This is a genomic window from Frederiksenia canicola, from assembly GCF_011455495.1.
GTDB classification, from domain to species: Bacteria; Pseudomonadota; Gammaproteobacteria; order Enterobacterales; family Pasteurellaceae; genus Frederiksenia; species Frederiksenia canicola.
On the sequence record NZ_CP015029.1, the window covers coordinates 1407957 to 1420916 of the forward strand.

Here is a 12960-nt window from a genome sequence, read left to right on the forward strand (position 1 = left end):
AAGGAAAAACGATGATTGAGAATGATGATTTTGCGTTATTTCAAGATGCGGTAAAAGGCACGAAGAAGATCGAACAAAATACCTTTGTGCCGAAAACTGAGCCGAAAAAGAAAGTGAGCGAAATTCGGGCACAGAAAGAACATGCCGACACGCTGTTCTATTTTTCTGATGAATATGAACCGTTACTAACCGAAGAAAATGAAAAAGTTCGCTATCGGCGGGAGGATGTTGATCCTTATATTTTGAAACAGTTGCGTCGTGGTGATTTCCACCCCGAGTTGTTTTTGGATCTGCATGGCTTAACCCGTGAACAAGCTAAAAAAGAGTTGGCAAGTTTGATTTTAGCCTGTGAGCGGGAACGAGTCTATTGTGCCAGTATTATGACAGGCTATGGTACCAAAGCCTTGAAATATCAAATCCCTCGTTGGTTGGTACAGCACCCGAAAGTGATTGCTTTACACCAAGCCCCAAGAGAATGGGGTGGCGATGCCGCGATTTTAATTCTGATTGAACAGCCGAGAAATAATGAAGCGTTTCGTCGGTGATGTGAAGGGGGATAAAGTGAGAAAGGAGAGTGGATCTATTACTCTCCTTTCTGATTTTAGGGTAACGGTTTAAGGCTTAGCCACTTTCCAAATATTTTTGAAACCGTCGCCATTTTTCTCGCCTGCTTTGGTATCTTTCACAAAATAGTAAAGTGGCGAGCCTTTATAAGCCCATTGTTTGATGCCGTCATTACGTTCAATGATGGAGTAATCATCAGTGGCTTTTTCACCTTCTGCAACGGTAAACGGTGGCCAGTTCGCTGCACAAGCATCGTAGCAAGTAGATTTCCCGCTGCCGATCTCGTCTTTATCAAAAGTGTATAAGGTTTTTCCATTCACACCAGTTAAGACTCCATCCATCACATTGGTAGGTTGCATTTGAGCAAATAAACTCATAGAAAAGACAGTGCCACATAATAAAGCGGTGAATTGGTTTGCAAGTCTCATCTTAATCTCCTCTTTTGTTAAAAAAATGTTATATGAAAAAGTATAGATAAGTGAAAATTTTTTTCAACATTTTTGTTCTAGCCGTTACAATAGCAAGCGTTTTACTTTGTTTATCGTAAGTGAATATTGTGTAAAAAAGTAACTGACTATTTGTATTAAGGATTACATTTCTTTTAAGGAGAACCAATGTTAGAACTCATGTTAGCGGTACTGTGCAGTGTATCGGTTGGGATTTTGATTAAAATTGCTCGCTCAAAAGGTGTGACAATCGCCCAGAGTATTGCAGTCAACTACATTGTGGCTACGGCAATGTGTTATTTCTTGCTCAAACCAGATTTTAAAGGGCAAACGATGGTTGAAATCGTGAGCAATAACCCGTCTTCTTACTTATTCTTTGCACTTGGTATACTATTACCAACAGTGTTCTTAATCCAAGCGAAAGCGCTTGAATTTGCTGGGATTATTCGTACGGATGCCGCCCAACGCCTTTCGCTTTTCTTGCCAATTTTAGCCGCCTTCACTATTTTTGGTGAAGCATTCAATTCCCATAAATTTATCGCACTTTTGCTTGCTTTTGCGGCACTTGGCTGCTTACTGTGGAAAAGTAATGAAGGTATGGGCGGCAACGGCAAAACAGCGTTGATAAGTTTAGCACTGGTGTGGGTCGGCTTTGGGGTGATCGACATTCTATTCAAACAGATGGCAAAAAGTGGTTCTGCATTTCCGCTTACCTTGTTCATCTCTTTTATCGGTGCGGGCTGTGTGATGTTTATTTACCTATTGTTGAAACGTACGCAATGGCATGTGCCAAGTGTGCTGACAGGGTTATTATTAGGTGTACTCAACTTCGGTAATATTCTTTTTTATATCAAAGCTCACCAAGCGATGAAAGATGATCCAACTTTAGTGTTCACTGGGATGAACTTAGGTGTGATCTGCTTAGGCACACTCGCCGGTGCTTTCTTATTTAAAGAGAAAATTCATAAAATCAACTATTTAGGTGTAGTGATTGCAATAATTGCGATTGTTTGTTTATTTTATTGGAGATAATCTATTCGCATCCGCTTTGCTCTAAAAAGTAAACAGAGCAAGTCACTAAAACGTAAAGGGGCAATTCGCATTTGCAAAATTTTGCATGAAAGTGACCGCTTGTTTTGCCCCTATCCTTCCCTTGCTTTGAAGGGGACTTATTTGCTAACGCTCACCCTTTGGGGTGGTGGCAAAGCCAACACTTAAATGCAAGGATTTGTCCCCGCTTTTCGGGGAGCAGAATTTACTTTAAGGCATCAAAATGAAAAACCTCAAACAATATGGTCAAAATTATGTAAATTGGGTATTGCGATTGGGCAAGGAACGAGCTGCGTTGTTTGGTTTTGTTGTGTTATCGCTGTTTGCCATTGGTTTACAATCTCTGTTAAGTTTTTTGATGACAGGCTATGTTCCTCCTGAAGACATTTTACGATCGATCGCATTTGGTTTGATTTCGGCCCCATTTGTGCTCTATTTTTTCAATTTGGTGGTTGAAAAACTGGAGCGTTCTCGTCTTCGATTACAAGAATCGCTCAATGATCTTTCATTGCTGCGTGAACAAGATGCTCGTTTGAATGTTGAGTTAGAACAAACCGCATCTTTTTTACGTTCTTTCTTTGATGCATCGCCTGATTTGATTTTCTATCGTGATGATAAAGGACACTTTTTGGGATGCAACCGAGCAATGGAGCTACTCACAGGAAAGTCAGAGCAAGAGCTAATCAATTTAACCCCACGAGATATCTATTCAAAAGAAGCTGCAAAACTCATCCTTTCAACGGATCGGGATACCTTTATCAGTAATACTGGCGTAACCTATGAACAATGGATCCGCTATCCAAATAATAAGTTAGCTTGCTTTGAAATCCGTAAAGTGCCGTATTACGACAGAGTAAAAAAGCTCCATTGCATTATTGGATTTGGACGGGATATTACAGAACGTAAACGCTACCAAGAAATCATTGAAAAAAATAGCCGTGACAAAACGACGTTGATGGCAACAATCAGCCATGAGCTTCGTACCCCACTCAATGGTATTATTGGTTTAAGCCAGATTCTTCTAGAAGGTGAACTGTCTCAGCAACAGCGAGAATACCTCAAAACAATTAACATCAGTGCGGTGTCGCTAGGACATATTTTCAGTGACATTATTGATTTAGAAAAAATTGATAGCCGTCGCATTGAGCTTTTCCCAAAAGAGATCGAGTTTTCACAATTGATCAGCAATATTAGCCATTTTGCAAATTTAATGGCGGAACAGAAAAATATTCGTTTCCATATTCAATATGAGCAAGACTTACCACATTTTATTTATGTAGATAACGCCCGTTTGAGCCAAATTTTATGGAATCTAGTGAGCAATGCGGTGAAATTCACCCCTGCAGGTGGAAACATTTACCTAAATGTGGTGCGTTACGATCAGGATCACTTTGGCTTCATCCTAAGAGATACCGGCATTGGTATTAAGAAAAGTGAGCAACGTAAAATTTTTGCGATGTTTTACCAAGCCGCCTCGGTGGATGGTAAAAAGGTCGCTGGCAGTGGCATTGGCTTAGCTATTTCAAAACGTATCGCGAAATTAATGGGTGGTGATCTAACCGTGGAAAGTGAAGCAGGACAAGGGGCAACCTTCACTCTCACCATTCAAGCCAACGAAGTCGCTCCACAACAGGAAATGGCACTCAGTAAACACGCCTTAAAAGTATTATTGGTAGAAGATATTGAAGTTAATATCGTGGTGGCGAAAGCAATGTTGGCAAAATTTGGCTGTGAAGTGGATGTGGCAATGAGCGGGGCAGAAACCTTTGAGCTATTTGAGAAAAATAGTTATGACTTGATTTTACTCGATATTCAACTGCCAGATACTACGGGCTTTGAGATTGCCAAAAAATTACGAGAGCGTTATGAAGAAGGCGAAGTCGATTATTTGCCGCTTTTAGTCGCTTTAACCGCAAATATCATTCAAACCAAAGACGAATATCAGCAGCAAGGAATGGATGATGTGCTGCGTAAACCCCTTTCTTTGGAAGCCTTAGAACACTGTTTAAATAGTCATTTTGACGAAGGCTTTTTGGAAAATTCGTTTGAGAACCGACCGCTTGCTGAGCCTGTCGAAACGTCGGATTTGCCTTTTGATCGTCGAATTCTGGGAGAGCTCATTGATGTGATGGGGAAAAATGCGGTGCTCGCCAATTTCGAGCTGTTTGCGACATTAATGCCTGATTATCTGGCTAATCTCAACCGCTATCTGAGTGACTGGCAGGCGGAAGATAATGCAACAAGCCGCAAACTCACCGTAGATGAAGCTCATAAAATCAAAGGAGCATTGGCATCAGTTGGTTTAGTCAAATTGCAGAAAATCGCTCAACTTGCCCAAACAGACAACGGCGAAGCGTGGGAAAACGGTATCGCAAATTGGGTTGAACAACTGCAACATTGGCAATGTGATTTACAACAAGCAACAGAGTGGGTGAAAAATGGAAAATAAAGCTCTTCAATGCAATTCGTCCGCGACAAAGCAGAGTAAGCTGATGGCGGAACAAATGGAAGAATGCAAAAACGATCTCTATCTTGGCATGATGTCTGGCACTAGCCTTGACGGCGTGGATATTGTGTTGATGGACTTTGTAGGCACGCCAACATTATTGGCGGCAGATTGCATTTCCATGCCCGCTGATCTTCGCCAAGATCTCGCTGAATTAATCCATTCAGGCGGGGCCAGTTTGCAAAAACTGGGGGAAATCGATCACCGTTTGGGCTTGCTTTATGCGGAATGTATCCATACTTTTTTAGCCAAAAATCAGCTAAAACCCGAACAAATTCAAGCCGTTGGTTGCCACGGGCAAACCATTTGGCATGCACCGAAAGGCGATTTTCCGTTTACCATGCAAATTGGCGATATGAATTTGGTTGCGGCAAAAACAGGCATTACGGTAATTGGTGACTTTCGCCGTAAAGATATGGCATTTGGCGGGCAAGGTGCTCCACTTGTGCCTGCGTTTCATCAAGCGTTATTTGCTGATCCCAAGGCGATTGTCGGCGTGCTGAATATTGGCGGCATCAGCAATATCTCGTTACTCGTGCCAAATCAAGCGGTGATGGGCTATGACATTGGTACAGGCAATACGTTGTTGGATAGTTGGATCGAAAGACATCAAGGCAAACGCTTTGATCACGATGCTGAATGGGCGAAAACAGGCAATGTCCATGTTGATTTATTAGCCGAATTGTTAGACGACCCTTTTTTCCAACAACCACCACCAAAAAGCACGGGGCGAGAGCTGTTCAATTTAGATTGGCTTGCAAAAAAATTAGCGAAAGTGACCGCTTGTTCGCCCGAAGATGTGCAAGCCACTTTAGTAGAATTTACCGCCCAGAGCATTGCCAATGAGCTAGCCAAGGTTAGCAACCCGAATCATTTGCCTTGTCGCCTATTGGTTTGTGGCGGTGGAGCGAGAAATCCGCTATTGATGGCTCGGCTGCAGGCACTCACCGACTGGCAAATTCACACGACGACGGAATTTGGATTAAATGTTGATGACGTTGAAGCTGCCGCATTTGCGTGGTTGGCATATCAACGTGTGCACGGCTTGGCAGGCAATTTACCAAGTGTAACTGGAGCGACACAAGCGGTCAGTTTAGGGGCGATTTTTCCCAAAATGTAAACCTGAATAGGAGAATAATGATGGAAAAAGATCTATTGCAAACCTTGACTCAGCTAGTTACTGAGCAGCGTAATCCAAATTCAATGGATTTAGATCAACTTTCTGCCTTGGAAATTGTGCAGCTGATGAACAATGAAGACAAGCAAGTGCCGTTAGCCATTGAAAAATGTTTGCCTCAGATTGCGCAAACGGTTGAAAAAATCGTAGCGGCGTTTCAGTCTGGTGGGCGGTTAATTTACATCGGAGCAGGAACTAGTGGACGGCTTGGTGTGCTTGACGCCTCTGAATGCCCACCAACGTTTGGTGTTTCACCTGAAATGGTCAAAGGGATTATTGCAGGTGGCGATAAAGCGTTACGAAACCCAATTGAAGGGGCTGAAGACAATCCGCAAGCGGGCATGAATGATTTGCAAGCGATTGATTTTTCAGATAAAGATGTTTTAGTTGGTCTTGCCGCAAGTGGTCGAACACCTTATGTGATGGGTGCGTTACATTATGCCAAATCGCTTGGGGCGACAACGATGTCGATTGCGAGCAATCCGAATTGTGCGATGAGCCAACTTTCTGATATTGCGATTGAAACCGTTGTAGGAGCAGAAGTGCTGACCGGCTCAAGCCGCTTGAAATCAGGCACGGCACAAAAATTGGTGCTGAATATGCTCACCACTGCCAGTATGGTATTGATTGGCAAATGCTATCAAAATTTAATGGTAGATGTGCAAGCGAGTAACCAAAAACTGATCGCCAGAGCGGTTCGGATTGTGATGCAAGCCACTGACTGCACTAAATCAGAAGCGGAGTCCGCCTTACAAGCGGCAGATAATCACGCAAAATTAGCCATTATGATGATTTTAGCGAATGTTAAACGAGCCGAAGCCGAACGATTATTAGCAGAAAATCACGGGCGACTTCGCTCAGTTTAAGTCGCGTTTTGCAGCTTTTTCCGCAGCCGTGAGCATACCTCGCAGTAAATTTAATTCATTGGTTTCAAGCTCCGCTCGTTGGTATAAACGGCGGAGCTTTTGCATTACACCGTCATTGCGGATAAAGCCCAGTTCTTTATACAGCCGTTCCGTATGGTTGAAAAAATGTGCTAAAGCCTCTGAGGTCGGGTATTCAACAAGCGGTTGGTTCTGCAGTTTTTTTTGCAAATCGTCATCCGCCAGCCACGCCATTCGAATTTCGTAACTCACCAACTGCACGGCCATCGCTAAATTAAGCGAGCCGTATTCAGGATTGGTTGGAATATTTAAATGATAATGACACTTCAATAGTTCTTCATTGGTCAGTCCAACTCGTTCCCGTCCAAATACTATCGCCACATTACCTTGCCTTGTTCGAGATATAGCAAGTTCGCCACACGCTCTTGGCTCAATCAGCGTGCTTTGCAAATGGCGAAGTCGAGCACTGGTGCCGATGACAAGCTGGCAATCAGCAACAGCGTCGTCAAAAGTGGCAAACATTTGAGAATTGTCCAGTACATCTTTCGCACCTGCTGAAAGTGCCTCTGCTTGTTCGTCAATCGGCTGTTGTGGGGCAACAAGTCGCAGGTGTTTTAGCCCCATGGTTTTCATTGCTCGAGCAGCGGATCCAATATTGCCACTGTGGGAAGTTTCAACCAAAACAATGTGAATGTGATCAAGTAAGTTCATAACAATAATAGAAATAGATAAAGGCGTTGAATTTTAGCATAGATTATGCCAACAGATTATTTGACCTATGTAGATGAAATGCTACACTTCGCACTCTTTTTTTGTTGTATCTAAAGGCAGGAAATAAAAATGCAAACCAAACTAAAGTCCGCCATCGCATCATTTTGCTTCGCAAGTCCGTTATTTTTCGCAAATAACGTACAGGCAGAAGGGCGATTGACGGTTTACTGTAGTGTGCAAAATGAAGTGTGCGAAGATCTCACCAAACAATTTTCACAAAAATATAATGTCCAAACCAATTTTATTCGTGGCGGGACGGGGACAATTTTTGGGAGAATCAAAGCCGAAAAAGATAACCCGCAAGCAGATATATGGTACGGTGGTACGATTGAACCGCATTTCCAAGCTGGGCAGTTAGGGTTATTAGCAGCCTATCGTTCCCCTAAACAGGCTGAAATTATGCCGCGTTTTAAATCATTATTAGAAACCCAACGGGGAGATTTCACCTCTATTGTGTACATGATGGTGTTAGGTTTTGGCGTAAACAGTGAAAAATTCCAAAAATTAGGCGTGCCTTTACCAACAAAATGGGCAGATTTGCTTGATCCCCGTTTAAACGATGAAATCCAATTGCCAGATCCACGTAGTTCAGGTACGACTTATACGGTGATTGCGACACTTATTCAACTTTGGGGCGAAGAAAAAACGTTCGAATATCTAAAAAAATTAGATGAAAATGTCTCCCAATATGTGAAAAGTGGCTTAGTCACGCAAAATTTATCCCGTGGCGAAAGTGCGGTGAGCATTGGTTTTGTGCATAGTTACGCAACAGAGAAGGAGAAAGGGGCTCCCGTGGAATCCGTTCTACCTAAAGATGGCGTAGGCTATGCGTTGGGCGGAGCAAGTATTATTAAAGGTGCCAGAAACTTAGAGAATGCCAAATTATTTATGGATTGGGCTCTTTCAAAAGAAGCTCAAGAAATTCCGTGGAGAAACCACAAGCTGTACCAAATTCCTACCAATATTTATGCGGAAGTTTCGCCACGTTCGGTGGATATTGATCAGGTCAAATTAGTTGAATTAGACTACGATCGTTTCGGATCCAGCGAAGAAGGCAAGCGTTTGGTCGATAAATGGGCAGAAGAAATTAAATTGTCCAAATAGGCTGACAAGCGGTCACTTTCTGCAAATTTTTTGCAAATCAAAGGCAGGTGAAAATCTGCCTTTTTTACGTTCACATTATGGTGTGTTGTGACAAACCTGAATTGTAAATTTATGTGATCTTGTTCACGTTTTTGAATGTTTACGATTGTTTTTGAATTTGATTGTTTTATAGTTAATTCGAAAGTAATTGAAGTCTGTGGTAGTTACTTGATGTTAGGAGAGAAAATGAAAAGCAGCGTTGAAAGACGTTCCGATATTTTAACGTTATTACAGCAAACTAACAGCCAGCGGGTTGAAGTGCTCGCACAACATTTTGGTGTGTCAAGTGTGACCATTCGTAGTGATTTGAATGCACTTGAGCAGCAGGGTTATATCACTCGATCCCATGGATTTGCTGTGTTGAAATCTCGACTTATTAATGAACTTTCTATTGCTGATAAACGTAATCATTACCCTGAATTAAAACAACGCATTGGTAAAATGGCTGCGACACTATTAAAAAATGGTGATCGAGTGATTTTAGATTCAGGTACAACAACGAAAGCAATCGTAAGTCACTTGCAGCATTTATCTTTGACTGTCTTGACAAATGGGCTTGATGTGGCTATGGAATTAACAAATTGTCCAAATGTTGAAGTGCGAATGACTGGTGGTGTGTTGCGAAAAAATGCGATGTCGTTTTCAGGGGTAATGGCGGACAATAACTTGCGTTATAACCGCTTTGATAAAGTCTTTCTTGGTGTTGATGGATTTGATTTGCACAAAGGTGTGACGACTTTTAACGAACAAGAAGCCCATCTCAATCGCTTAATGTGTGATGCAGCAGATCAAGTGATTGTGGTCACCGACTCGAGCAAATTCGGACAATACAGCGATTTCGTGATTTGCCAAGCGAACCAAATTGATGTGCTGGTGACTGACGATCAACTACCAAGAAACTATCAAGAATACCTTGAAAACGCAGGAGTTGCAGTGTTGATTGCGTAAATCCCTTCTCCTCTTGAAAAAGGGGAAAATAGGAGGAATTAAACTCTCCTTCCCACTAATTTTTTATGAGGGAAGCAGCATGATCCTCAATATCTCAAACCAAACCTTAGAAAGCCAAAAAGCCTTTTGGACTGCTAAAGAGATTGCTCAACAACCTGCAACATGGCGGGAAACAGCAGACATCGTGGCAACTTCACAAGTTAAAGCCTTTGTGGCACCGCTTGTTGAACGAGCTAAAAAAGGCGAACTCCGCATTATTTTTACGGGGGCTGGCACCTCTGCATTTATCGGGCAAGTGGTGGCTCCTGTTCTGAGCGAAAAATTAGGCTGTGTGGTTGAAGCCATTGCCAGCACTGATTTAGTTTCCAATCCTTATCAATATCTTTTCGCTGATAAACCGACCTTACTGGTCTCTTTCGGGCGTTCTGGCAACAGCCCAGAAAGCATTGGGGCGATGGATCGGGTGAATGATATTGTAAAACAGCCATATCATTTGGCGATTACCAACAATCGCAACGGTGCCTTATTTGTAAAATGTAGTGAAAATCCAACCGCTTGCTTTCCTCTCGCCTTGCCTGACTCCACTCACGACCAAGGCTTTGCGATGACGTCTTCCGCCAGCAATATGATGCTTGCTGCACTACTTGCCTTTGCTCCTGATACTTTTGAACGCCACTGGGTGGAAAATGTTGCGAGCGTGACGGAAACCTTACTCAATGAAGACGCATTGACTATTCAACATCTTGCCCATTTACCGTTAAAACGGGTTGTCTATTTAGGTAGCGGGCATTTTCAAGGGCTTGCTCGTGAAACGGCATTGAAATTACTTGAACTCACCGCCGGCGAACGCTTGGGCTTTTTTGAATCAACAATGGGTTTCCGCCACGGACCAAAATCGTTGGTACAAAACGAAACGCTTGTGTTTGTGTTCCCTTCTTCTCACCCATACACCGAGCAATATGATCGAGATCTTTACCACGAACTAGTGCGGGATAAAAAAGCCCGTGAAGTGGTTTTCGTGGGAGATACAAGCGGTCAGTTTAAGGCTGACATTTGCAAATTAGACGATGCCGCACGCATTTTTCCCTTCTTAGTGGTAGGGCAGCTTTACGCGTTTTATAGCTCTTTACATCTTGGTTATACCACTGATAACCCTTGCCCAACAGGGGAAGTCAATCGTGTGGTGCAAGGTGTTACCCTTTATTCATATAAGTAAAACAGGAGACCAATATGGCAATTTTAAATGTGCGTATTGATGGACGGTTGATCCACGGACAGGTGGCAAACCTTTGGACATCTTACCTAGATATTACACGCATTATGGTCGTTGATGATGCAGCGGCGCATAATGATATTGATAAAGCAGGATTACGTTTAGCTTGCCCTGCAGGGGTCAATTTGAGCGTGCTGACGGTTGAGAAAGCCGCAAACAATATCAACGAAGGGCGTTACGATTCCCAACGGGTATTGATTGTCACAAGAGATCCGCAAACCTTGTTGCGGTTAGTGGAACAAGGCGTGGCATTAACTGAAATTAATGCAGGAAATATGCCAAAAACGGAGCATACACGTCCTATTCGTAAAACTGTGCATGTTACAGATGCGGATATTGACGTGTTTAAACAACTTTCTGAAAAAGGTATCAAACTGACCGCACAGCTAGTACCTAATGAAGAAAAAGTCGACTTAATGAAACTTTTATAGAGGAGCAACGATTATGATCGAATGGTGGCAAATCCTTTTGATAACGCTCTATGCGTTCTATCAAATCTTAGATGAAATTACTATCGTATCAAGTGCAGGTTCCCCTGTGTTCGCCGGTTTGATTACCGGGATCATTATGGGAGATATAACCACTGGGTTGTTAATTGGTGGCTCAATGCAATTGACCGTGTTAGGGGTTGGTACTTTCGGTGGTGCATCACGTATTGACGCAAACTCTGGTACGGTTATTGCAACAGCATTCTCTGTCTCTGCGGGAATGGATCCACAATTAGCCTTAACCACATTGGCGGTACCTATTGCAGCCTTGATGGTGTACACCGATATCTTAGCACGTATGTCTAACGTATTCTTTGCACACCGCATTGATAAAAATATCCAAGATCACAACTACAATGCGATCACTGTAAACTACCTCTCGGGTGCATTAGCGTGGGGTCTCTCTCGTGCGTTACCAATCTTCTTGGCATTAGTCTTCGGTGGTCCATTCGTAGCAAGCCTTGCAGAAGCTATGCAACACGGTTTCTTAAAAGTGATCGCAGACGGCTTAACCCTTGCAGGTGGTGTATTGCCAGCGTTAGGTTTCGCCATCTTACTTCGTTACTTACCAACCAAACGCCACATTGCCTACTTAATCCTTGCGTTTGCATTAACCGCAATCTTCATTACCTTATTCGGTAACATCAATGCGGTGGCAGGAGCAACAAATGTTAGCAATTCCATTACAAGCGTACCAATGTTAGCGATGGCAGCTATCGGTTTCGGTTTTGCTTACCTTGCTTATCAACGCAGTGTTGAAGGTGGCTCCGCACCAGTAACCAAAAATAACCCTTCTGCAAAAGGAGAAATTGAAGATGACGAACTATAACGAACAAGTCGGAAACCCAAAAGGCTATAAATTAACTGATGCGGATTTCCGCCAAATCAACATTCGTAACTTATTCTTCAACCAAATCGGTTGGAACTACGAACGTATGCAAGGTTCAGGCTATTTATGGATTATGTTGCCACAGCTTCGCAAAATGTACGGTGATAATTCGCCTGAATTACAAAAAGTAATGGTAATGCACAACCAATTCTTCAATACCAGTCCATTCTTTAACACCATTGTAAAAGGGATTGACTTAGCACTTGAAGAAAAACAAGGGGTGAAATCCTTTGAAGCCGTAGCTGGGATCAAATCAGGTTTAATGGGGCCATTTGCTGCAATTGGTGATGCGTTATTTGCGTCTCTTATCCCAGCAATTATGGGGGCAATCGCAGCCACGATGGCGGTGAATGGTAATCCATTAGGCGTTGGTTTATGGGTACTTGTTGCAATCGCAACGATGGTATTCCGTTGGGTTCAGCTCAAAATCGCTTACCGTGAAGGGGTGAACTTGGTTACTAACCTTGGTCACAAACTCAATGCATTAACTAATGCTGCAACGGTACTTGGGGTGTTCGTTGTCGGGGTGATGTGTGCCACGATGGTGAACGTCAAAGTGCCACTGGTTGCGACTATCGGGGAAAAAGTGGTGTCTGCACAAGCTAACCTTGATTTGATTCTCCCACGTTTAGTTCCTGCTCTCGTGGTTGGTTTCATCTACTGGTTACTCGGCAGACCAAAAATGAACTCCAACAAAGCGATTATGATCATCATCGCTCTCTGTATCTTGCTCTCTTGGGCTGGATTATTAGCGAAGGGTTAATGGTGAATGTAGGGGCAATATGATTTGCCCCTACAAATAAAAAGCCCATTATGACAAG

13 protein-coding genes are annotated in these 12960 nt (G+C 42.9%); 11 read left to right on the forward strand and 2 right to left on the reverse strand.

Annotation, left to right across the window (positions count from 1 at the left end; genetic code table 11):
• Positions 1–11: 11 nt before the first annotated feature.
• Positions 12–545 (forward strand): endonuclease SmrB, encoded by a 534-nt coding sequence (gene smrB / locus A4G17_RS06890; protein ID WP_123956305.1) that lies wholly within the window; start codon positions 12–14, stop codon positions 543–545.
• A 69-nt stretch (positions 546–614) separates the two neighbouring features.
• Here the strand turns inward: smrB and A4G17_RS06895 are convergent, their stop codons facing one another.
• On the reverse strand, positions 615–992 hold the full coding sequence (locus A4G17_RS06895) for a COG4315 family predicted lipoprotein (protein ID WP_123956304.1): 378 nt from the start codon (positions 990–992) through the stop codon (positions 615–617).
• Positions 993–1178: 186 nt separating this feature from the next.
• Between A4G17_RS06895 and A4G17_RS06900 the strand changes: the two genes are divergently transcribed.
• The 4 genes from A4G17_RS06900 to murQ all read left to right on the forward strand — a co-directional run bounded on the left by A4G17_RS06900 (position 1179) and on the right by murQ (position 6609).
• Positions 1179–2042: an EamA family transporter gene (locus tag A4G17_RS06900; protein ID WP_123956303.1), complete on the forward strand. Its 864-nt coding sequence runs from the start codon at positions 1179–1181 to the stop codon at positions 2040–2042.
• A 241-nt stretch (positions 2043–2283) separates the two neighbouring features.
• Positions 2284–4509 (forward strand): ATP-binding protein, encoded by a 2226-nt coding sequence (locus tag A4G17_RS06905; protein WP_123956302.1) that lies wholly within the window; start codon positions 2284–2286, stop codon positions 4507–4509.
• A 55-nt stretch (positions 4510–4564) separates the two neighbouring features.
• Positions 4565–5686 carry an anhydro-N-acetylmuramic acid kinase gene (locus A4G17_RS06910; RefSeq protein ID WP_123956715.1) on the forward strand — a complete coding sequence of 374 codons (1122 nt, stop codon included), beginning with the start codon at positions 4565–4567 and terminating at the stop codon, positions 5684–5686.
• Positions 5687–5703: 17 nt separating this feature from the next.
• Entirely contained in the window at positions 5704–6609 is a 906-nt protein-coding gene (gene murQ, locus A4G17_RS06915; protein WP_123956301.1) for an N-acetylmuramic acid 6-phosphate etherase, read from the forward strand.
• On the opposite strand, the gene trmJ is transcribed toward murQ, so the two are convergent.
• Entirely contained in the window at positions 6601–7338 is a 738-nt protein-coding gene (gene trmJ, locus A4G17_RS06920) for a tRNA (cytosine(32)/uridine(32)-2'-O)-methyltransferase TrmJ (protein WP_123956300.1), read from the reverse strand. The two genes, murQ and trmJ, sit on opposite strands and share 9 nt — an antisense overlap.
• A 129-nt stretch (positions 7339–7467) precedes the next feature.
• Between trmJ and A4G17_RS06925 the strand changes: the two genes are divergently transcribed.
• From A4G17_RS06925 to A4G17_RS06950, 6 genes are all read left to right on the forward strand, one after another.
• Complete coding sequence (locus A4G17_RS06925) at positions 7468–8502, forward strand: ABC transporter substrate-binding protein (protein WP_123956299.1); 1035 nt, start codon at positions 7468–7470, stop codon at positions 8500–8502.
• A 225-nt stretch (positions 8503–8727) separates the two neighbouring features.
• Positions 8728–9489, forward strand: a complete 762-nt coding sequence (gene agaR, locus A4G17_RS06930; RefSeq protein WP_123956298.1) for a transcriptional repressor AgaR — start codon at positions 8728–8730, stop codon at positions 9487–9489.
• Positions 9490–9568: 79 nt separating this feature from the next.
• On the forward strand, positions 9569–10705 hold the full coding sequence (locus tag A4G17_RS06935; protein ID WP_123956297.1) for an SIS domain-containing protein: 1137 nt from the start codon (positions 9569–9571) through the stop codon (positions 10703–10705).
• 14 nt (positions 10706–10719) lie between these two features.
• Positions 10720–11193 (forward strand): PTS sugar transporter subunit IIB, encoded by a 474-nt coding sequence (locus tag A4G17_RS06940; RefSeq protein ID WP_123956296.1) that lies wholly within the window; start codon positions 10720–10722, stop codon positions 11191–11193.
• Positions 11194–11206: 13 nt separating this feature from the next.
• Positions 11207–12079 carry a PTS mannose/fructose/sorbose/N-acetylgalactosamine transporter subunit IIC gene (locus tag A4G17_RS06945; RefSeq protein ID WP_123956295.1) on the forward strand — a complete coding sequence of 291 codons (873 nt, stop codon included), beginning with the start codon at positions 11207–11209 and terminating at the stop codon, positions 12077–12079.
• A complete protein-coding gene (locus tag A4G17_RS06950; protein ID WP_123956294.1) occupies positions 12066–12902 on the forward strand; it encodes a PTS system mannose/fructose/sorbose family transporter subunit IID in 837 nt (278 codons plus the stop codon). Before A4G17_RS06945 ends, A4G17_RS06950 begins: the two co-directional genes overlap by 14 nt.
• Positions 12903–12960 lie beyond the last annotated feature (58 nt).

Excerpts from the sequence above, each read along its gene's own strand:
- trmJ (WP_123956300.1), bottom strand. The coding sequence starts at position 7,338 with ATGAACTTACTTGATCACATTCACATTGTTTTGGTTGAAACTTCCCAC.
- A4G17_RS06900 (WP_123956303.1), top strand. The coding sequence starts at position 1,179 with ATGTTAGAACTCATGTTAGCGGTACTGTGCAGTGTATCGGTTGGGATT.
- A4G17_RS06945 (WP_123956295.1), top strand. The coding sequence starts at position 11,207 with ATGATCGAATGGTGGCAAATCCTTTTGATAACGCTCTATGCGTTCTAT.
- murQ (WP_123956301.1), top strand. The coding sequence starts at position 5,704 with ATGATGGAAAAAGATCTATTGCAAACCTTGACTCAGCTAGTTACTGAG.
- A4G17_RS06950 (WP_123956294.1), top strand. The coding sequence starts at position 12,066 with ATGACGAACTATAACGAACAAGTCGGAAACCCAAAAGGCTATAAATTA.
- A4G17_RS06905 (WP_123956302.1), top strand. The coding sequence starts at position 2,284 with ATGAAAAACCTCAAACAATATGGTCAAAATTATGTAAATTGGGTATTG.
- A4G17_RS06940 (WP_123956296.1), top strand. The coding sequence starts at position 10,720 with ATGGCAATTTTAAATGTGCGTATTGATGGACGGTTGATCCACGGACAG.
- A4G17_RS06895 (WP_123956304.1), bottom strand. The coding sequence starts at position 992 with ATGAGACTTGCAAACCAATTCACCGCTTTATTATGTGGCACTGTCTTT.
- A4G17_RS06910 (WP_123956715.1), top strand. The coding sequence starts at position 4,565 with ATGGAAGAATGCAAAAACGATCTCTATCTTGGCATGATGTCTGGCACT.
- A4G17_RS06935 (WP_123956297.1), top strand. The coding sequence starts at position 9,569 with ATGATCCTCAATATCTCAAACCAAACCTTAGAAAGCCAAAAAGCCTTT.
- A4G17_RS06925 (WP_123956299.1), top strand. The coding sequence starts at position 7,468 with ATGCAAACCAAACTAAAGTCCGCCATCGCATCATTTTGCTTCGCAAGT.
- smrB (WP_123956305.1), top strand. The coding sequence starts at position 12 with ATGATTGAGAATGATGATTTTGCGTTATTTCAAGATGCGGTAAAAGGC.
- agaR (WP_123956298.1), top strand. The coding sequence starts at position 8,728 with ATGAAAAGCAGCGTTGAAAGACGTTCCGATATTTTAACGTTATTACAG.